Genomic DNA, 19976 nt, shown 5'->3' with positions numbered 1-19976 from the left:
CCACCCCCCCGCCCCTCCCTCCTCCCCCCCGCCTCCGCTGGGGGGGGCTCCTCCCCCCCCCCCCCCCACCGGCGCCTGTCAGAAGTGGTACGCGGTCTCGTACTCGGGTACCAGCACCCGACTGCGCGGCGAGATCCGGCGCACCGCGGCGATCATGTCGGTCAACCGGGTGCGGTCGGTCTCGGCAACCGTCGGCGGGTTCTCCAGCGCCGTCTCGAAGTTGTCGTAGTGCACCGGCACGATGACCTTCGGGTAGTCGAGGCCGGCCAGCAGCCGGGGCAGGTAGTCGCCGGTGGTGGTGGCGCTCTGCAGGGCCACCATCGCCACGTCGGGCGCCAGCCCGGTGAGGTTGCGCTCGGCGACGTCGCTGGCCCCGGTGAAGTAGACCGACGGGCCGCCGTCGACCCGCAGCAGGTAGCCCAGCGTGTCGCCCTCCGGCAGATCCGCGATGGTCGCCGGCTGCGGCGGCTGGGTCACCCGCACCCCGGGAAAGGCCAGGGAGTACGACGGGTTGCGGCTGTGCAGCGAGCCGACCACCTCGACGGTGTGGTCGCCGAAGTCCAGCACCTCCCCACCCTTGACGGGGCTGAGCTGCGTCGACGGCACCCCGTAGGCCAACCCCAGGTGGTACGCGGTCAGCGTGCCGAACACCCGCGCGCCGGTGCGCTTGGCGATGTGGGGCACGTCCATGAAGTGGTCCCAGTGCGTGTGCGTGACAAGCACAGTCATGGCCTTCTCGACGCGCGGGTCGATCACGTCGGCGCGCACTGTCAACGGGGTGGCCGTCTGAAACGCGCCGGTGAACAGCCCGGTGTCGATCCGGCTGAGGAACGGGTCGACGAGAACCGTGCGGTCGGAGATGTCGACGCGCCAGCCGGCCGTACCCCACCAGCGGAAGCTGACCGCGCCCTTGCGGCGGGCGGTCGGCGTGGGTGCGGCGGTCGGCGTCGCGGCCTGGGCCGGGGTGGCGGAGCCGGCGGCGAGGCCACCGGCGGAGACCAGTGCGGTGGTGGCGGCGGCGTCCCGCAGGAAGCGTCGGCGGTCGAGACTGGGCATGCGGATCTACTCCCCGTGGTCGGGCGATGTGTCGACCACGAGCCAACCAGCGGCACCGGGCCGCGGTCCAAGATCGGAGGCGGTCGGCTCCGATACGCCTCCGGATATCGGGCCAGCTCAGGGGTGGCCGGCCGAGGTCGCGGCGGGTGCGAAATCAGTCGCCGCGCAGCGCCTCGACCGCCGTCCGGGCGGCCTCCCCCATCGCCAGGTCCACGTCGATCCGGCGCGCGGCCAACCGGTCGGCGCGGGCGAAGACGGCGATCGCGTACCGGCCGCCGTCGGGGTATTCGGCGACTCCGGCCTCCAGGTGCAGGCCGGGCAGGGTGCCGGTCTTGCCGGACACCCGGACGCCGGGCGGAAACCCGGCGGCCAGTCGGGTCCAGAAGATCTGCTGGGCCATCCAGGTGCGGACCATGGCGCACGCCGCCGCCGGCCCGGCCTCGTCCCGCCAGATCAGGGTGAGCAGCCGGGTGATCTCCCGGGCCGTGCTGGAGGTGGTGTGCGCGGGATCGAAGACCCGCATCGCCCGGACCCGGTCCGCCGACAACGTGGGGAAGATCCGGGCGAACTCGGCCTCGGTCCGCGCGCCCACGTCGGTGAGCATCATCTCGACCAGGTCCCGGGGACCGCCGAGGACACGGGTACGGGTCAGCCCCAGCTCGGCGGCGAGCATCGGCAGCAGATCCGGGCCGACCCGGCGCAGCAGCAGATCGGCAGCCGTGTTGTCGCTGACCGACATCGCGAGGTACGCGAGGTCGCGCAGCGACACCTCGGCGTCGTCGGTGCAGCCGGCCAGCCCCCACCCGCCGAGCCGGTCGGCGGCGGTGACCAGGACCCGCTCAGTCGGATCCAGCTGACCGGCCTCGACCTGCCGGGCGAACTCCAGCACCAAGAGGATCTTGAAGATCGAGGCGATCACCACCTGCTCGTCGGCCCGCACACCGACCTCCGGACCGCCGACGCCGAGGGTCAGGTCCACGGCGTCCAGGTCGACGGCGTGCAGGCTGGCCGTCACCCCCACGGCGGCGAAGATAGCCTCGATGCGTTCGCTGACGTCCACGCCAGCACGGTATCCAGCGGCACCGTGGCCGCGCTGGCGTAGGGTCCCGGCCGTGGATCTGCTCCGGCACCTGCGGCACTTCGTGGTGGTCGCACACGAGTTGCACTTCGGTCGGGCCGCGGAGCTGCTGGGGATGGCCCAGCCACCGCTGAGCCAGTCGATCCAGCGCCTGGAACGGGAGCTGACGGTCGAGCTGTTCGACAGGTCCCGCCGGCAGGTACGCCTCACCACCGCCGGTGAGCTGCTGCTCGGCGAGGCGGAGGAACTGCTCGCCGGTGCGGGTCGGCTTCGTCATCTCATGCGGCAGGTCCGCGCGGGTGAGCTGGGCGTACTCCGGGCCGGGGTGCCGCCGGAGACGCCCGCGGTGACGCTGCGCGCGCTGCTGGACGGGCTCACCACCCGAGCGCCCGGCCTGGACGTGGAGCTGCACGAGCTGACCACCGCCGAGCAGGTGCGGATGCTCGGCGAGCGGACCCTGGACGTGGGGCTTGTGCATCACCCGGTGACGGCGGACGGGCTGCGCTTCGGCGCCCCGGTCGACGTACCCCTCGGGGTGTTGCTGCCGCGCGCCTCGCCGCTGGCCCGCGACCGTGCGGTGGCGCTCGCGTCGCTGGCCGAGCTGGATCTGGTGGCCGCACCTCGGGCGACCGCGCCCGGTTGGCACGACCACCTGCTGACGGTGTGCCGGCAGCACGGGTGGCGTCCAGCCCGGATCCGGCCGGCCCGCAACCCGGAGTTCCTCTTCGGGCTGGTGCTCGCCGGAGGCGCGGTGGCAGTGGAACCAGCGACGGTGGCGCGTCGGGAACCCCGGATCGCCTGGCGGCCGATCACCGGCGCGCCGCTGGTCAGGCGCACCTCGGCGGCCTGGCCGGACCGGTCGGCGCACCCGGCGGCGGCGATGTTCGGGCAGCTCGCCGCCGAGGTGCTGGCCGACGCCGAGCCCGTCGCGCCCGCGCCGGCCTCGGTGCCGGCGGCGCGGCCCTGGCCGGTGCTCTTCGACACGACCGGGTGAGCAGATCCCACGTCGCGCTCGTCACCCCGGGTTTGCCGGTGGATCGCCGTTCGCTCGGGTATGGATGACAGGCAACGAAGACGACGCGAATGGAGCCGCAATGGCAGACACGATTCCCGACATCAGCCTGAACGACGGCACCACCATTCCGCAGCTCGGCTTCGGCGTGTTCCAGATCGAGCCGAAGGACACCGTCGCGGCGGTGACGACGGCCCTGGAGACGGGCTACCGGCACATCGACACCGCCGAGATGTACGGCAACGAGGCCGAGGTCGGCGAGGCGGTCCGGGTGTCCGGCCTGGACCGGGCCTCGGTCTACGTGACAAGCAAGCTGAACAACGGCTTCCACCGCCCCGACGACGCCCGCCGGGCGTTCGACTCGACGCTCGCGGCGCTGAAGATGGACCACATCGACCTGTTCCTGATCCACTGGCCGCTGCCGACCCTGTACGACGGTGACTACGTCTCGACCTGGAAGGTGCTTGAGGAGTTCCAGCGCGACGGCCGCGCCCGCTCGATCGGCGTGTCCAACTTCCAGGTGTCGCACCTGGAGCGGCTGGCCGCCGAGGCGAGCGTGGTGCCGGCGGTGAACCAGATCGAGGCGCACCCGTACTTCGGCAACGACGAGGTCCGCGCCTATGGCCGTGAGCACAACATCCTCACCGAGGCGTGGTCGCCGATCGCACAGGGCAAGGTGCTCGACGACCCGACGGTTGTCGACATCGCCGAGCAGCTCGACCGGACCCCGGCGCAGGTGGTGCTCCGCTGGCACGTGCAGCGCGGCGACATCATCTTCCCGAAGTCGACAACCCCGCAGCGGATCGAGGAGAACATCCGGATCTTCGACTTCGAGCTGGACGACACGGCGATGGAGCGGATCACCGCGCTGGACAAGGGCGAGGCCGGGCGGCAGGGCGCGAACCCGGACACCTTCGCCTACGTCCCCCGCTGATCCGAGCCCGCCGTCCGGCGGGTGAGATCCCGGCGAGGTCAGGAGCCGACGCGTTCGGCGATCCGGCGGAAAACCGCATGCGTCGGCGAGCCGGGTTCGGGGACGTAGACGATCAGCCGCTGCTCGGTCTCCGGTACCAGCAGCACCCGGCACTCGAACTCCAAGGACCCCAGGTGGGGATGCGGCACCCGCTTGATCACCGGACGGCGCTCCTCGACCTCGTGCTCGGCCCAGAGCCGGGCAAACGAGGGCGAGGTGCCGAGCAACTCGGTGACCAGATCACGGATCGCCGGGTCGGCCGGATACCGGCCGTAGGCGGCCCGCAGGTCCGCCACCGTGCTGTGCACGAACCGGCGGGCGTCGGCATCGGTCCAGTGGCCCTCGGTGACGGCCTGCCGGAACGTCCAGCGGATCATGTTGCGCTCCGCGTCCGGCACAGCCGCGAGGTCGCCCAGGAAGTACGTGGCCAGGCGGTTCCAGGCCAACACGTGGTACGCGGCGTCGACGAGGTACGCCGGGGTCTCGGTCATGGCGTCGAGCAGGTGCCGCAGCCCGGGAGTCACCTCCCGGCTCGGGCCGACGGTCGGCGGCGGGTTCTCCCCGGCGATCCGGAACAGGTACTCCCGCTCGTCCCGGCTCAGCAGCAACGCCCGGGCCATCGCGGCGAGCACCTGCCGGGACGGGTGCGGCCCCCGGCCCTGCTCCAGCCGGATGTAGTAGTCGATCGACATCCCGGCGAGCTGGGCGACCTCCTGCCGGCGCAGGCCGGGGGTGCGCCGGCGTATCCCGTCGGGGAGGCCGACCTCGGCGGGACGCAGCCGGGCGCGGCGGGTCCGCAGGAACGCCGCCAGTTCGTCCCGCCGCAGGCCGCTGCTCGTCATGCCTCAAGCATGCCCCGGGCCGGGCCCGCGAGGGTGGTACCGCCGGTCCCAGCCTCGGGCCGTCTCTCCCCGGAGGCCGCCGGCGGGGACAGGCTCGACGGCATGACGAACAGGATCGCCCTGATCACCGGGGCCAACAAGGGAATCGGCTTCGCCACCGCCCGTCAGCTCGGCGCCCTCGGGATGACAGTGCTGGTGGGCGCGCGGGACGCCGAGCGCGGCCGAGCAGCGGAACGGGAGCTGCGCGACGGCGGCGCGGACGCCCGGTTCGTGCCGCTGGACGTCACCGACGCCGAGTCGGTGACGGCCGCCGCCAAGCTGGTGGAGACGGAGTACGGCCGATTGGACGTGCTTGTCAACAACGCTGGCATCGTCCTCGCCGACGGCACGCGGGGGCTGCCCAGCGAGACGACAGTGGCGACGCTGCGCCGGCTGTACGAGACGAACGTGTTCGGGGTGGTGACCGTGACCAACGCGCTGCTGCCGCTGCTGCGCCGGGCACCGGCGGCGCGGATCGTCAACGTCTCCAGCGAGGTCGGCTCGATCGCGGTGATGACCGACCCGGCCGGCGCGCTGTTCGCGTTGACCTCCGTGCCGTACCCGTCGTCGAAGGCGGCGCTGAACATGCTCACCGCCATGTACGCCAAGGAGCTGCGGGACACCCCGATCAAGGTGAACGCGGCGAACCCGGGCTACTGCGCCACCGACCTGAACAGCAACAACGGCTTCCGCAGTGCCGAGCAGGGCGCCGAGGTGAGCACGCACCTGGCGACGTTGCCGGCCGACGGCCCGAGCGGGCTGCTCTGGGGTTTCCAGATGGACGCCGGCGGTGGGTACGGCGTACTGCCCTGGTGAACGAGCGCTTGACCTGGAGCGCACTCCAGCCGCCAGGGTGTTCCTCGGGCGCCCACCGCTTGGGTGCACGGAAGGAGATCTCATGCGGTACCGCACGATCGGCACCGACCCGGCGACCCGGCGCGAGGTCAGCGTGCTCAGCCTCGGCGCGATGCTGTTCGGCAGCGCCACCGACGAGGCCACCTCGTACGCGATCCTCGACCGGTACGTCGAGGCGGGCGGCACCTTCATCGACACCTCGGACAACTACGCGTTCTGGGTCGACGGCTCCCAGGGCGGCCAGAGTGAGGAGCTGCTCGGACGGTGGCGGCGCAGCCGGGGCATCGGCACCGAGATCGTCATCGCCACCAAGCTGGGTGCCCGCCCGCTGGCCCCCGGCACCAGCTACCTGGACAACGCCGAGGGCCTGTCGGCGAAGGTGATCCGCGAGTCGGCGGAGCGCAGCCGCGACCGCCTCGGGGTGGACCGGCTGGACCTGCTCTACGCACACATCGAGGACCGGACCGTGCCGCTCACCGAGACCGTGGAGGGCTTCGCCGAGCTGGTCGCCGAGGGCACGGTGGGCCTGCTGGGCGCGAGCAACCACCGCGCCTGGCGGGTGGAGCGGGCCCGCGCGTTGGCCGCCGCCGCCGGCCTGCCGGGGTACGAGGTGCTCCAGTACCACCGCAGTTACCTGCCGAACCGCACCGACCTGGTCAGCGAGCTGGATCCGGACGGTGAGCCGGGCGGTGTCGGCGGTGACCTGCTCAGCTACCTGCGGGCCGAGCCCGAGCTGACCCTGGTGGCGTACTCGCCGCTGCTCAAGGGGGCGTTCACCCGGGCGGACAAGCCGCTCAGCGCCGCCTACGACCTGCCGAGCGCGCCCCGACGGCTGGCCGTGTTGCGGGAGGTGGCCGGGCAGACCGGCGCGACGGTCAACCAGGTGGTCCTGGCCTGGTTGCTGGGCGGTGAGCTGCCGTCCATCCCGCTGGTGGGCGCCTCCTCGGTGGCCCAACTGGAGGAGAGCCTGGCAGCGGTGGACCTGGAGTTGACCGCCGAGCAGCGGCACCGCCTCGACACCACCTGGTGACCTGCGACGGCCGCCCCGCCGACCTCAGCCGTCGGTCGGCGGGGCGGTCAGGTCGAGCTGCCAGTCGTTGGCACACATCAGGTGTCCGGGTGGGTACTCGAAATTCGTCTCGCCCAGCAGCGTGAAGCCCGCCTTGCGGCAGACCGCGTTCGAGGCGGGGTTGTCGACGGACGGGTACGCGTGCGCGTAGCGCCGGTCCCGTCGGGCGCGGGCCACGTCGAGAGCCGCGCGCACCGCGGCGCTGGCCAGCCCCTGCCCCCGGTACGCGGGCAGCACCGCCCAGCCCAGCTCGTACACCGGTCGGTCGCGCCACTCGCGGGCCCAGTAGCCGACGCTGCCCGCCCGCGCGCCGTTCGGCAGCACCACTGTGAACATGCACCCCTGCCCGCCCTCGGCGAAGTGCACGTACCGGTTGTGTCGGGCGAACACCTGCTCGTCGGTCTCCGGGCCGCCGGTGTGCTTACGGGTGTCCGGTGAGTTGAGCTGCCGCAGCAGGTCGAGGTCGTCCTCGTGCCACGGTTCGATGCGTACCTGTGCCATCCCACTCCCTGTCGTCGACCCCAGTCAAGCCGATCGCACCGACATTTCGTCCCGAAACAGCACCCGCTAGATCGGATCTAGCGGGCGCCTGTCGTCACCTCGCGCCCTGAGGATGGGAGCAGATGACCCCGTCCATCCGGGCGTTCGTCCGCGAGGTGGGCCGGGCGGACGGTTTCGTCGTTGTCACACCCGAGTACAACCACACCGAGAGGTACGAATCATGAGTAGACGCACCACCGGCCTGGCCATCGAGGCCGAGGGACTGACCCGCTCGTTCGGCGACACCCGGGCGCTGGCCGGCGTGGACCTACAGGTACCCGCCGGCACCGTCTACGGCCTGCTCGGCCCGAACGGGGCGGGCAAGACCACCGCCGTCCGGGTGCTCGCGACGTTGCTGCGCCCGGACGGGGGCTCAGCCCGGGTGTTCGGGCACGACGTGGTCACCGATGCCGACAAGGTCCGTTCCCGGGTCAGCCTCACCGGCCAGTACGCCTCCGTCGACGAGGACCTGACCGGTACGGAGAATCTGGTGCTCCTGGCCCGCCTGCTCGGCCTGCGCAAGCCGGCCGCCCGGGAGCGCGCGGCGGCCCTGCTCGCCGCGTTCGGTCTGACCGAGGCGAGCGACCGCCAGGTGAAGAAGTACTCGGGTGGGATGCGGCGGCGCATCGACATCGCCGCCAGCATCCTCAACACCCCCGACCTGCTCTTCCTCGACGAGCCGACGACGGGCCTCGACCCGCGCAGCCGCAACCAGGTGTGGGAGATCATCCGGGCGGTGGTGTCGCACGGCACGACGGTGCTGCTGACGACGCAGTATCTCGACGAGGCCGACCAGCTCGCCGGGCGGATCGCGGTCGTCGACCACGGCCGGGTGATCGCCGAGGGCACTCCGGGCGAGCTGAAGTCGTCGGTCGGCTCCGGCACCGTCCACCTGCGACTGCGTGATCCCGGTCAACGGCCCCAGGCCGAGCAGGTGCTCCGGGAGGCGCTCAACGTGCCGGTGCAGCTCGCCGCCGATCCGGTGGCGTTGACGGCCCGGGTCGGCGAGGCCGGCACCGACCTCGACGCCAGCGCCCAGGCCGCTCGTGCGCTCGGCGAGCTGGCCCGTGCCGGGATCGTCGTCGATGACTTCTCCCTCGGCCAGCCGAGCCTGGACGAGGTCTTCCTGGCCCTGACCGACCACCCGGCCGTGCCGGCCGACGAGCACGCCAACGAACTGGAGACGGCCCGATGAGCGACGCCACGACCACCACTACCGAACGGGCACCGACGGTCTACGTCCCGTCCGCCGAGGCGCTGGCGACGGTGCTCGCGCCCGGTGCCCGACCGCCTCGGCCGAGCGCGTTGGGCGCGTCGCTCACCTTCGGCTGGCGGGCCATGCTGAAGATCAAGCACGTGCCGGAGCAGCTCTTCGACGTGACCGCGTTCCCGATCATCATGGTGCTGATGTTCACGTACCTGTTCGGCGGTGCCCTCGCCGGCAGTCCTCGCGAATACCTGCAGTTCTTCCTGCCCGGCATCATGGTGACAAGCGTCGTGATGATCACCATGTACACCGGTGTCGGCCTCAACACCGACATCGAGAAGGGCATCTTCGACAGGTTCCGGACGCTGCCCGTCTGGCGTCCCGCCGCCCTGGTCGGCATGATCTTCGGCGACGTGCTGCGCTACATCCTCGCCGCCCTGGTGATCCTGGGCCTGGGGCTGGTGCTCGGCTTCCGGCCGGCCGGCGGGGTGGTCGGGGTGGCCGTCGGGATCGGGCTGCTGGTGGTCTTCTCGTTCGCCTTCTCCTGGGTGTGGACGTTCTTCGGGCTGATCCTGCGCAGCGAGAAGTCGGTGATGGGGGTCAGCATGATGGTGCTGTTCCCGTTGACGTTCCTGAGCAACGTCTTCGTCGATCCGGGCACCATGCCCGGCTGGCTCCAGGCGTTCGTGAAGGTCAACCCGGTGACGCAGCTGGTCGCGGCGATCCGTGGGGCGATGAGCGGCGAGTCGGACCCGTCGGCCACCATGTGGCTGCTGCTGTGGAGCGCCGGCTTCCTGGTCGTCTTCGGCACCCTGACCATGTACCGGTACGACCGCCGCTGACCCTGTCCCCACCCCACCCCTGCCACGGGTGGGTGGGGTGGGTCGTTCTTCTCAGAGCCGCCAGGGCAGTGGCTCGGGGGGCAGGTAGCGGCAGGTGTTGCCGGTCGAGACGGATTCGCGCAGGTGGCTGGCGAGCGCCGGGTGCCGCTCGTCGAGCTTGCGCAACGTGTCCCGGATCCGCGCGGTCACCGTCTTGCGGGCCCGCTCGGCCTCGTCGCCCAGCCGGCGGCTCCGGCCGGCCAGCCCCGCGGCGGCACGCAGCTCGTCGAGCAACGCACCCCGCTCGGCGTCCAACGTGGACACCTTCCGGTCGTCGTCGCGGGCGGCGGCCCGGTCGATCTCCTCGTCGAGGCGGGCCAGGTGTTGTCGGTAGCGGGCCTTCGCCTCGTCGTCGAGGACGGGATCGGCACCCATCCGGCGGGCGGCGACCAACTCCGGGCCGGCGGCCGGGTCGAGCAACTCCACCGCCGGCACGTCGCTGCCCGGGCGGCTGAGCAGCAGGTGCAGATCGCGCAGGCCCTTGGCGTCGGGCAGGTGCGCCAACGACCCGGCGTACCCGAGTCGCCAGACCGGCCCGTCGCGCCGAAACTCGTACCCCTCGATGGTGAGCGTGACCGGCGCGGCCCGGTCGGGCGCGACAGCCTGACCCGGCGCGACGGCCTGACGTGCGGTGGCGATCTGCTCGGCCGCGTCGGCGGGGGCCGGTTCGGCGATCCGGCGCAGCACCTGCGTCATACCGAGAGCGCTTGCTTCCTCGACGATGGTGGCGCGCAGCGCGGCCAGTGTCGCGGCGTCACCCGGGTGGCCCCGACCGGCGAGGGCGTTCACCAGGCCGGCGCGGGCGATGAGCGACCAGGTACGGGAGCCCAGCCGGTCGGCGGACTCACGGGCGGCCGTGAAGCCGGCGATGGCGTCGTCCCAGCGTTGCTGGGCGGCGTCGATCAGTGCCAGCCAGTGGTCGGCCGGGCCGCTGACGTCGCAGCCGAAGAGCGCGACCATCCACTCTGCCCGGTGCGGGGCGAGTGCGGCCCGTGCGGCGTCGCAGCGCTGCGGGTCGGCGGACGCGGCGGCGACCTGCGCTCGCAACCGCAGCCAGAGCGGCGACACCGGGCGGGGGTAGCGGATGGCGGCGGCCTCGATGCCGACGGTCAGCCGGACGGCTGTCTCGTCGTCGCCACGTTCTGCCGCGGTGATCGCCCGCAGCAACTCCTGGTAGGGGTAGTCGATCGGGGCCAGCGCGTCCAGCAGGGTGTCGGCCTCGGTGAACCGCCCCTGGAGCAGCAGCCGGGACCAGCGAAGGTGATGGCCCATGAACCCGAACTCGGCATGGCCCGGGTCGGAGGAGTCGCTGAGGACGGCGAACCGCTCGTCGGCCTCGGCGAAGTCACCCCGGAAAGCCGCGATGATCCCGCTGTCGATGGTCGCCGCAATCCGGTGCCGGGTGGCGTCGCCGTGCCGGTCCACGTTGACGAAGGTGGCGAACTCCTCGTTGAAGTGGGGGTCGCCCAACTCGAGCAGCGCCACCCAGCGCAGCGAGGTGGCCCACAGCTCGGTCTCCCGGTCTCCCGTGCGGCGGGCCACGTCCCGAATCTCGGCGGTCAGCGCGGCGCGGGCCGCCGCGGTGCCCAGCCCCCAGGTGGTGTCGTGACGGGCCCAGAGACTGAAGGTGAGCGCCTCGTCGTCCTGCCCTCGACGGGCGATCGTTTCGGTGGCGGTGATCAGGTCGGCGACCAGCGCGCCGACCGACGCGTCGGCGTCCGGTTCCCCGATCAGTTTCCGGTACGCGTCGCGCACCAACTGCGCCGCGTCCACTGAGGGAGCGGTCTCCACCTGGCGGGCGCGGTTCACGATCAGGGCGACGCGGGCCAGCAACACCGGGTTGTCGAGTGTGCGAGCCAGCGCACCGGCCTCGGTGAGCAGTTTGGCGGCCTCGTCCCGGCCAGCGTGGTGGTATTGCGTCTCGCCGAACTCGATGAGGATCCGCACTCGTTGCTCCCGGTCCTCGACGACCTCCAGCGCCCGGCGGAAGTGCACCGACGCCTCGTCGGCGGCCAGCCGGACGAACGCGTCCCGCCCGGCGGCGACCAGCAGCGTGGCCACCCGGGCGCGGTCGAGGGCGGGGCCGGCGAGGTAGGCGTGGCGGGCGAGGTCGGCCGGGATCAGCTGATCGGTGAGCTCTCGCAGGTCGTCGACCGCCCGGACGACCGCGCCGTGCCGCGCCTGCCGGTCATCGTGGGACAGCCCGTCGTAGAGGGTCTCCCGGACCAGGTCGTGAGCGAAGGCGAACCGGCCGCCGCCCCGGGCGACCACCAGCCGGGCGGTCACCGCACGGTCGAGCAGCCGGTCGACCTGCGCCACCGGGCCGGCACCGCCGGCCGCCAGAACCTGACTGTGGAACTCGCGCCCCAGCACGGCCGCGACGGTGAGCGCCTCGACCACGGCCGGCGGCAACTGGGCCAGCCGGCGGCGCACCGCTTCCCGTACGCCGGGTGCGATAGTGCCCGCCGCGCCGTCGGCGTGCCACAGCCGGGCGGTCTGCTCGATGAAGAACGGGTTGCCGCCGGTACGCCGGTGCACCTCGTCGACGAGGTCGGCGTCGGGTTCCCGCCCAGCGGTGCGTGCCATCAGTGCGGCCACCTCGTCGCGGGAGAGGCCGGTGAGGGTGATCGTGGTGGCCTTCGCGACGAGCGGCATCAGCAGTGGGCGCAGCGGGTGCTCGCCAGACTCGACCTCGGCGTCGCGGTAGGTGCCGACCAGGAGCAACCGCTCGAACCAGGTGTGCTGTGCGGCGAAGCTCAACAACCGCAGCGAGGCCGGGTCAGCCCAGTGCAGGTCGTCGAGGACGACCACGACCGGCCGCTGCTGGGAGACCGCGACCAGTGCGGCGGTCACCGCGTCGTGCAGCGCGAATTCCTCCTTGGCGGGGATGTCTCCGCCCGTGTCGACGCCGGCCCAGCTGGCGGTGCGATCGGCCTGCCCCTTGCTGGTGTCGGCTTCGCCGAGCAGGGCCGCGAGGGCCGGCTCGGCGTCCAGCCGCGCCACCGCCCAGTCGTCGGCGGAACGCCGCAGGCCGCGCAGCACCTGCACCCACGGCCAGTAGCCGGGGGCGCTGTCGGAATCCCAGCAGGCGGCGCCCAGCACCAGCGCGCCCCGGTGCCGAGCCTCCCGGGCCGCCGACGTGACGAGCGTCGTCTTGCCGATGCCCGGCTCGCCGGTGACCAGGACGAGACCGCCGTGACTGGTCGTCGCCCGGTCCAGTTCGGCGCGCAGCAGACCCGCCGGGTGATCCCGCCCGATGATCGCGTCGCCGCGCCGCGCGTCCATGGTTTCCAGACGGTACTGGAACCGTCCGACAGCGCGAGCGAGTTAGCCGGCCGAACTTCCCTCTCGACCTCGGGGAGCAATGTGTTCACTGCGAGCTTTGGAGCTGATATCGCCAACGCAACACCCCCACCTATCCCTAACCTTCCCTATCTGCATATCATGGGGAACGATGACGGAAGACATGTACTCAGTTGAGCAGGTCGCCGACCGGCTTGGGCTGCACGTGCGGACGGTGCGCAGCTATATCCGCTCGGGCCGGCTGCGCGCGGTGCGGATCGGCAAGCAGTACCGGATCGCCGCCAGTGATCTCGACGCGCTCACCGGACAGGCCCCGACCGCGCCCAGCGTCGCCAGGCAGGCGGAGGTGTCGAGCATCGTCCAGATCGACGGTGTCGGCAGAGCCGCCGCCGACCGGCTCGGCACGCTCGTGCTCACCAGCGCCAACACCGGCCACGACCAGGCCAACCCGCTGCGGGTGCAGACCGTGTACGACGAGCAACGCCACCGCATGAAGATCATTATCCTGGGCGACCCGGCGGCCACCGCCGAGTTGCTGCACCTGCTCGACGCCGTACTCAACGCCGACAACGGCCTGCTCGACCGGGAGGTCCACGATGCCTGACGAGATCCAGGAACGCGCCGGAGTGCCCGTGCTGGTCTGTGACCCCGACGGCCCGCCACTGGCCACCGAGCAGGACGCGCTGGACCTGATCGGGGCGGCGTTCCTCGGCGCCCAGGTGGTTGCCGTGCCGGCCAACCGACTCGACGAACGCTTCTTCTCGCTGGGCACCCGCTTCGCCGGCGACGTGATGCAGAAGTTCGTCAACTACCGGCTGCGGCTGGCCGTCGTCGGCGACATCTCGGCGCAGCTCGCGGAGAGTTCCGCGTTGCGCGCGCTGGTGCACGAGTCGAACCAGGGCGGGCACATCTGGTTTCTCCCCGACCTCGACGCGCTCGACGCCCGCCTCCGCGCGGCGCGATAGCCACCTCACCCGCCGCCGACAACCGTCATCTCCACCTCGTCCGCCTCGACCGCCCGCACCTGGGCCTGCTCGGCCGCCCACCGCAGGTAGGCCAGCCACTCCTCGGACGACCAGCCGTTGCGCCGGCCGACACCCGCCTCGGCGGGAAGCAGACCGGCCACGACACGGTCGAGGATCAGGGGCTGCACGCCGCCCACCCCTCGCCGGTAGCCGACGAAGTAGAGGACCTTCGTGAACAGGCCCGGCCCCAACCAGGGCAGGCGAGCGTGATCGGGGTCGCGGAAGCGGCGGTACGCCGCACACAGCGCCTCCTCGTCGGGCGCTGGCGTGGACACCTCTTCCAGCGCGTACGCCAGGCGTTTTCCGTCCGGATCAGCGCCGAGCGACCTGGCGGCACGCCACGGGCCGTACCCGATGGGTCCGTAACCCCAGACCAGCACGGCGGTCAGCAGTTGACGAGGGCTCGCGGCACCGGCGCGGCACGCCTCGGCCACCGCGAAGACGTCGCGCCGCCAGATCTCGCCGCTCGCCGGAAGGGTGTCCGGCCACGCGTCCGGCGGCAGCCCCGCCCGCCACCGGTCCACCCGAACAGCGACCGGGGCTCGCTCGCCCGGTAACAACAGACCTTCGGCCGTCTGCATGGTCGCCTCCCTCAGATTGCGCGCTCGCGGAAGTCCGTGGTTCGGACGCTATGGTCGGGCGCTTCCCCATACCGCCCGCCGACGGCAAATCGCGGTATCAATTGCCTGGGCCCGACAGCGACACCGCATCTGGCGGGGTCGAAAACGTCGCACTGTTGACCTACCGTGCTCCCGTGCTTCCCCGAAACGTGAAGATCCTCGATCAGGTGCGCGCCGAGGCGCTGCGCCGCGACATCCCCGCCGCCGATGTGGAGCGCTGGCTGGAGCTCGCCCGCCCGTCCGCGCTCCTGACACAGCAGGGTGATGGGCCGGTCGTGGGCGCCATCCGTGGGCCCGTGCTGCTTCCGGCGGACGCCAAGGACCCCCAGTTTCCCTTGATCGCCACCATCGACTGCGCTGCGCTTCCGGCAGACGTGACCGACCTTCCACTACCGTCCGACGGCCAACTGCTGCTGTTCGGCTGGCCCGAAGAAAGCGGCTACGGCGAGGTCAGGTATGTGCCGGCGGGCGTGGCCGTTGAGGAGCGAGAACAACATCCGCCCGGGTTCTCTCCCGACGACGAGGAGTGTGCCGAGGTCTACGCGGAGATCCCACCGGGCGATCTGCACCTTACGGTCGACATATCTCTGCCCTACGTCAAGACGATCCCCGGGCCTCCGTGGTCTCCGCCGCTGCCGGGAGAACCCCCGTTCGAAGAGATGACCAAGGTGTGGCAGGACGTCCTGGGCGACGTACCGGACGGCATGTTTTCCTATGGAGGCCATACGACGCCGCTGCTGTTGGGCGGCTACGGCACTGACTGCAACGGCTTCAACCCCGCCTGGTTGGGTGCCAACCCCTCGGGCCACTCCGGCCACGACGGGCCGCTGCGTGGTGGTGGGCCACCCGACCATGGTGACTGGGTTCTGCTTGCCGAGTTCCACGGCGGCAGACAGGGCGGCGCGACCATCCACTGGGTGATCCAGCGTGCCGACCTGAAGGATCGACGCTTCGACCAGGCCACCGTCCTCGTCTACTGGAATCCGTGAGGCCGGACGTGGCCACCCCTGGCCCTGCGGGGTGGCCACGTCGGACGACCTATCGACTACGCGGTGGCGCAGATGGCGTACGCCGTGTCGGACCAGTTCCCGGCGAAGGCGTCCTCCTCGTACGCGCCGGAGGCGGCGGACGTCGGGGCGGTCGCGGGGCCGCCGTTGGGGCGGAAGTCGTCAACGATGCCCTCGCCGGTCACCCCGTTGAGCTCGTAGCCGGCACCGGTCAGCACCTTCCCGACCGGGCACGTCGCCGTGACACTGCGGAAGTCGAGGGAGTTGCTAGCCCCCACTGCGGAGGCGCGCACCAGGCCCGCGAGCGGGTTGGCGCAGATGGCGTACGCGGTCACGGACCAGTTCAGGGTCGTGGCGTCCGACTCGTACGCGCCGACGGTGACGGCGGTCGGTGCCACGGCGACGCCGCCGTTGGGGCGGAAGTCGTCGACGACGCCCTCACCCGTGACGCCGTTCAGCTCGTAGCCGGTGCCGGTGAGCACCTTGCCGGCTGGGCAGGTCGCCGTGGTGGAGTGGTAGTCGACCGAGTTGTTGACACCGACAGTGGAGACGCGCACCAGGCCGGGCACCGGGTTCGCGCAGATCGCGTACGCCGTCACCGACCAGTTGCCGGCGAACGCCTCCGTCTCGTAGGCGCCCACGGTGACGGACGTCGGCGCTGTGGCGACACCGCCGTTGGGGCGCAGGTCGTCGACGATGCCCTCGCCGGTGACGCCGTTCAGCTCGTAGCCGGTGCCGGTGAGCACCTTGCCGACCGGGCAGGTCGCCGTGACGCTGTGGAAGTCGGCCGAGTCGCTGACGCTGGTCGCGGCGACGCGCACCAGGCCGGGGACCGCTGCGGACGCCGGGCTCGCCGGGGCGACCACCGCCGCGGCCGCGACGAGACCGAGCACGAACCCGGACGCTCGGGCGGCCAACCGGCGGGTTTCATCGTGAGTACGCATCTGTTTCTCCCGTCTGAGGCCCGACGGGCGGCAGGTGAGACGCCGACGTCAAGGCCGTTCGTGATGACGAGTTCACGCTAGGTAGCCACCTGGCCAGGCATTATCTCCAAACCGACTACGTCGCGTAACGGACGGTCGCACCGCGGACATCGGCACCAACGCGCTGGTGGCCGGGCACTCCGCCATCACGGTGCTGACGGGCCGTTGGGTCGGCGCGGGCGGAAGCGTGAAACCGTCGGAAGAAGTAGTCCGGGAGCAGGGATTCCGTGCGCTCTGTCACCTCACACTTCCGTTCCGTGACGGTCGCACGTCCATTCATCGACATGTCACGGATTGCATTTTCACGAGAGCGTAAAGTGACCCTTTATTACTTTTGGGTAGGTGCGGGATTGGCTGCGAATTAATACCGCGTTCGCCCCGAAATTGAGGTAGCTTGACGGTCGCGTTTACCCGCGCATCCCTCACTCGGACGTGCCACCCCTGCCCGTCCGCGTCCACTTTCACCACTCGTGGAAGGTCCAACGGCGGACATGGGCGACGGTCTTGTCGACGAGCTCGAACGGTACGTGGAGGATGCGACAGTCGCGGCCTCGCTGTGGGACTGGGCGGCCGGGCGCGACGCCGTCGTTCGCCCCCCGTGCCATCCCACCCGACGACGTGGGCACAGCGATGCCGAGCTGATCCCGGTCATCGCCGAGCGGCGTGACGGCCGCAACGCCGAGCAGCTGTACGTCAAGGTGCTGCCCGCCGAGCAGGCGAGCGAAGAGGCCGCCCGGCACGCGCGGGCCGCCGCTCTCGATCGCGGCTTCGCCGAGCGTCACCTGGTCGGTCAGCCGTACCCGCCATACCCGGTCGGCGACGGCCGGTACCTGATGTTCCAGGACATCGCGCACGGCGCCGAGCAGGTCGTTCCGCTCGCCGACGTCAGCGACGACCAGCGCAAGGACGCCTACAAGGCACTGCTCGACGGGGTGTGGAACCACTGGTGCCCCGAGGGACGGCGGACCAGCCGGACCAGCGTCGGCCGATTCGTGCGACGGGAACTGACCGACGCCGGGGCCCAGGATGAGCTGCCCGGGGCCATGAATGCGCTCGGCCTCGGCACCGTCCAGGGCGACTGGCTGCACGACGTTGCGACCGGCGCGGTGCTGCCGCACCCACTCCGCTTCGCCGAGACCGGTTCGCTCGTCGACGGCGACCAGCTCGACCAGCTCTGCGGTGCGTCGCACGGCGACCTGCACGCGCGAAACGTCCTCTATGCCTGCTCCCGGGCCGGCCAGGTGCACGTCAAGAAGTTCTGCCTGGTGGACACGGACCGGTTCGCCGTCGACGCGCCGCTCACCCGCGACCTGGCCACAGTGCTCCTGGACGCGGTCCGCCCGGACGTGGTGAACAGCCCTCGCAGCGTCGACACGGATGCCCTTCGTAGCCTGCTGATCGACCCGGAGGAACGCCCTTCGGACCGGCTCTCCGCGCGGCAGGTCAAGGCGATCAAGGCCAGCTACTCGGTCGGACTGGCGGTGGCCAGGACGGGCAACTGGGGGGTGAGCTGGCGGGCGCAGTACCTGCTCTCCCTGCTGAGTCAGGCACTGATCTCCTGCACCTACGAGGACGCCGGCCGCGCCGGACGGGCCTGGTACTTCCGGCTGGCCGCCTACGCGGCGCACGCCTATCAGCGCGAGTTCCGCCGCGATCTAATTCCGCCGGCGGCGGCCGGCCTGCCGACCCTGCCGCACGCCGACCCGCTCCCGCAGCTCGCTCTTCCGAGCAACGACCAGTCGGCCCGGTTCAACGCGGTGGGACCGCAACCGAGCCAGCAGAACCGGGCCGCCCCGCTGGACCGGATGCCCTTCGACCAGCCATCTCGCCCCCTGGACGCGGAGGCACCGGCGCGGCAGCGGGGCGCGGTGCCGGTCCCCCAGCGGCAGACCTCGGCCGGCTGGTACGCGCTGCCCCACCGACCGCTGACCTCGCCCATCGCCCGCAGCAGCACGGCGGGGTGGCCCGCGGCGCGGGAGGGAGGTCGACGCGTGAACCGGCAGGCCCAACGACACGCCGGCACCGCCCGGACCACCAGAATTCCGCGACCGCGTCGACCGGCGGTTGAGGAAGTCGTCCTGGCCCCGACCGCCGTCAGCCGGATCAGCAGGCTGCCACCGAAGGTGCGCGCCGTCCTGGCGATCCTGCTCGGTGGAGTGTCCCTGACGCCGCTGGTGGCGATCGGCGCCACCGCGATCCGGGGGCGAGACGAGGCCCGGGTCGTACCGACGACCGAGGCGACACCCAGCACCCAGCCGTTGACGGGCAGCACCCCGACTGTCGCCAGCACGTCGGGCCGTCTCAGCGATCTCGCGTTGGCCGTCGCGGGCATCGCGCCGACGGCCAGCGCCGGGGCGTACACCGTCTCCTGTCTTCGGGTCTGGGCACCGGCGGACCTCGCGCCCGGGATCGATCGGGACAGCTACCGGGACGAGACGCTGTGGTGGACCGGGGAGCTGTCCGGCCGCCGGGTCGTCACCCCGGTCACCGACGGACACCGATCGGCCGCACCGGAGACGGTCCCGTATCGCCGCGGAGACCTGGCCGAGATTCCGCCGGCGCCCTCGGTGGACCCGCAGGAGCTGCGGCAACAGTTGGCTGCGCAGCTGGGCGAGCAACCGCCGGAGCTGCGCACGGCGGCCGGGACGCTGAACGTGGTCAGCCGGATCTTCCGCTACCACCTGCTGAGCCCGGGTCAGATCTCGGCGCTGCTGTTCGAGTTGGCGGCGACGCCGGGCATCCAGGACCGGGGCGCGTACCCGGACTGGAACGACCGGCCCGGGCTGGCCTTCAGCGCCGACGACACGCTCGGTCGTCGGGAGACGTTGCAGTTCAACCCGCTCACCGGCGAGCTGCTCAGCCATGAGACGACCACAGTGGCCGGTGAGCAGATCCTCGGCTACGTGCTGTTCCTGGAGAAGGGGCGGACGGACCGGATCATCGCGCCCGACTGCGCCTGACGTCACCCGCAGCGACGCTGCACGTAGTTCGGCCAGTTGCGGTAGGGGTACGCGTCGCTGCGGACCCGGGTGCCCGCCCCGATGTCGAAGAGCCTGGTGTCGTAGTAGTAGAACGACACAGTGCCACTGCCGAGGTTGTAGTGCGCCGACTCGACCCGGAACTGCCACTGCCAGGTGGCGAGGCTCTGCCGGCCGCAGTCGGAGAGCCGGCCCCGGGGGTAGCCGTAGTTGGGCCACTCGTAGAAGCAGTACCAGCCCGAGGGGCAGTCGGCGGTGGCGAGCGTCCCGAACGGTCGGCGCAGGGTCACGACGAACGCCCCACCGTCGTAACTGATCTCGTTGTCGCTGAGCGCCTTTCCGCCCGGGTGGGTAGCCAGATAATCTGCTATTTCCTGACTTCCGGCTGCGCCGGCACCGGCCGGCCGGGGCGCCGGAAAGACGATCAGAAACCAACAGAGTACGGCGGCGAGCACGGCAAGAACGGGACGTGGAATGACCATTCGACACCTCGCGATGTGGGCGCGCA

19 protein-coding genes are annotated in these 19976 nt (G+C 71.5%); 11 read left to right on the top strand and 8 right to left on the bottom strand.

What is annotated here, in order from left to right; all coding sequences use genetic code 11:
• Positions 1-78 precede the first annotated feature (78 nt).
• On the bottom strand, positions 79-1056 hold the full coding sequence (locus ABZU25_RS04910; RefSeq protein ID WP_355027990.1) for an MBL fold metallo-hydrolase: 978 nt from the start codon (positions 1054-1056) through the stop codon (positions 79-81).
• 154 nt (positions 1057-1210) lie between these two features.
• The gene (locus ABZU25_RS04905; RefSeq protein ID WP_355027989.1) at positions 1211-2116 is read right to left on the bottom strand and encodes a serine hydrolase; all 906 of its coding nucleotides are present in this window, start codon (positions 2114-2116) and stop codon (positions 1211-1213) included.
• Positions 2117-2168: 52 nt separating this feature from the next.
• Between ABZU25_RS04905 and ABZU25_RS04900 the strand changes: the two genes are divergently transcribed.
• Both ABZU25_RS04900 and ABZU25_RS04895 read left to right on the top strand, forming a co-directional pair.
• Positions 2169-3128 (top strand): LysR family transcriptional regulator, encoded by a 960-nt coding sequence (locus ABZU25_RS04900; protein ID WP_355027988.1) that lies wholly within the window; start codon positions 2169-2171, stop codon positions 3126-3128.
• Between the two features lie 100 nt (positions 3129-3228).
• A complete protein-coding gene (locus ABZU25_RS04895; protein WP_355027987.1) occupies positions 3229-4080 on the top strand; it encodes an aldo/keto reductase in 852 nt (283 codons plus the stop codon).
• Positions 4081-4118: 38 nt separating this feature from the next.
• Here the strand turns inward: ABZU25_RS04895 and ABZU25_RS04890 are convergent, their stop codons facing one another.
• Positions 4119-4961 (bottom strand): helix-turn-helix transcriptional regulator, encoded by an 843-nt coding sequence (locus ABZU25_RS04890; RefSeq protein WP_355027986.1) that lies wholly within the window; start codon positions 4959-4961, stop codon positions 4119-4121.
• A 102-nt stretch (positions 4962-5063) separates the two neighbouring features.
• Here ABZU25_RS04890 and ABZU25_RS04885 point away from each other — a divergent pair, with 102 nt between their 5' ends.
• Together ABZU25_RS04885 and ABZU25_RS04880 are read left to right on the top strand one after the other, a co-directional pair.
• Positions 5064-5816: an SDR family oxidoreductase gene (locus ABZU25_RS04885; RefSeq protein ID WP_355027985.1), complete on the top strand. Its 753-nt coding sequence runs from the start codon at positions 5064-5066 to the stop codon at positions 5814-5816.
• 82 nt (positions 5817-5898) lie between these two features.
• Positions 5899-6885 carry an aldo/keto reductase gene (locus ABZU25_RS04880; protein ID WP_355027984.1) on the top strand — a complete coding sequence of 329 codons (987 nt, stop codon included), beginning with the start codon at positions 5899-5901 and terminating at the stop codon, positions 6883-6885.
• Positions 6886-6909: 24 nt separating this feature from the next.
• On the opposite strand, the gene ABZU25_RS04875 is transcribed toward ABZU25_RS04880, so the two are convergent.
• The gene (locus ABZU25_RS04875) at positions 6910-7425 is read right to left on the bottom strand and encodes a GNAT family N-acetyltransferase (protein ID WP_355027983.1); all 516 of its coding nucleotides are present in this window, start codon (positions 7423-7425) and stop codon (positions 6910-6912) included.
• A gap of 122 nt (positions 7426-7547) precedes the next feature.
• Between ABZU25_RS04875 and ABZU25_RS04870 the strand changes: the two genes are divergently transcribed.
• From ABZU25_RS04870 to ABZU25_RS04860, 3 genes are read left to right on the top strand one after another with little or no spacing between them, the layout of a single operon-like run.
• Entirely contained in the window at positions 7548-7649 is a 102-nt protein-coding gene (locus ABZU25_RS04870; protein ID WP_355027982.1) for an NAD(P)H-dependent oxidoreductase, read from the top strand.
• Complete coding sequence (locus tag ABZU25_RS04865; RefSeq protein WP_355027981.1) at positions 7646-8659, top strand: ATP-binding cassette domain-containing protein; 1014 nt, start codon at positions 7646-7648, stop codon at positions 8657-8659. The genes ABZU25_RS04870 and ABZU25_RS04865 overlap by 4 nt, the downstream gene beginning before the upstream one ends.
• Positions 8656-9513 (top strand): ABC transporter permease, encoded by an 858-nt coding sequence (locus ABZU25_RS04860; RefSeq protein WP_355027980.1) that lies wholly within the window; start codon positions 8656-8658, stop codon positions 9511-9513. Before ABZU25_RS04865 ends, ABZU25_RS04860 begins: the two co-directional genes overlap by 4 nt.
• Before the next feature lie 51 nt (positions 9514-9564).
• On the opposite strand, the gene ABZU25_RS04855 is transcribed toward ABZU25_RS04860, so the two are convergent.
• Positions 9565-12837, bottom strand: coding sequence for an AAA family ATPase (locus tag ABZU25_RS04855; protein WP_355027979.1), 3273 nt, complete (start codon positions 12835-12837; stop codon positions 9565-9567).
• Between the two features lie 169 nt (positions 12838-13006).
• On the opposite strand from ABZU25_RS04855, the gene ABZU25_RS04850 reads away from it, so the two are divergent.
• Both ABZU25_RS04850 and ABZU25_RS04845 read left to right on the top strand, forming a co-directional pair.
• Positions 13007-13459 (top strand): helix-turn-helix domain-containing protein, encoded by a 453-nt coding sequence (locus ABZU25_RS04850; RefSeq protein WP_355027978.1) that lies wholly within the window; start codon positions 13007-13009, stop codon positions 13457-13459.
• A complete protein-coding gene (locus ABZU25_RS04845; RefSeq protein WP_355027977.1) occupies positions 13452-13820 on the top strand; it encodes a DUF4180 domain-containing protein in 369 nt (122 codons plus the stop codon). The genes ABZU25_RS04850 and ABZU25_RS04845 overlap by 8 nt, the downstream gene beginning before the upstream one ends.
• Before the next feature lie 5 nt (positions 13821-13825).
• On the opposite strand, the gene ABZU25_RS04840 is transcribed toward ABZU25_RS04845, so the two are convergent.
• Positions 13826-14461, bottom strand: coding sequence for a hypothetical protein (locus ABZU25_RS04840; RefSeq protein WP_355027976.1), 636 nt, complete (start codon positions 14459-14461; stop codon positions 13826-13828).
• A gap of 50 nt (positions 14462-14511) precedes the next feature.
• On the opposite strand from ABZU25_RS04840, the gene ABZU25_RS04835 reads away from it, so the two are divergent.
• Positions 14512-15489, top strand: a complete 978-nt coding sequence (locus tag ABZU25_RS04835; RefSeq protein ID WP_355027975.1) for a hypothetical protein — start codon at positions 14512-14514, stop codon at positions 15487-15489.
• A 56-nt stretch (positions 15490-15545) separates the two neighbouring features.
• On the opposite strand, the gene ABZU25_RS04830 is transcribed toward ABZU25_RS04835, so the two are convergent.
• Positions 15546-16451, bottom strand: a complete 906-nt coding sequence (locus ABZU25_RS04830; RefSeq protein ID WP_355027974.1) for a hypothetical protein — start codon at positions 16449-16451, stop codon at positions 15546-15548.
• Between the two features lie 530 nt (positions 16452-16981).
• Here ABZU25_RS04830 and ABZU25_RS04825 point away from each other — a divergent pair.
• The gene (locus tag ABZU25_RS04825; RefSeq protein ID WP_355027973.1) at positions 16982-19450 is read left to right on the top strand and encodes a hypothetical protein; all 2469 of its coding nucleotides are present in this window, start codon (positions 16982-16984) and stop codon (positions 19448-19450) included.
• 2 nt (positions 19451-19452) lie between these two features.
• Here ABZU25_RS04825 and ABZU25_RS04820 read toward each other — a convergent pair whose 3' ends face one another.
• A complete protein-coding gene (locus ABZU25_RS04820; protein WP_355027972.1) occupies positions 19453-19950 on the bottom strand; it encodes a peptidase inhibitor family I36 protein in 498 nt (165 codons plus the stop codon).
• Positions 19951-19976: the final 26 nt, after the last annotated feature.

It is taken from the genome of Micromonospora sp. NPDC005215 (genome assembly GCF_040607915.1).
Classification (GTDB): domain Bacteria; phylum Actinomycetota; class Actinomycetes; order Mycobacteriales; family Micromonosporaceae; genus Micromonospora.
Note: the sequence above shows the minus strand (reverse complement) of the source record. Positions and strands in the feature narration are given on the sequence as shown.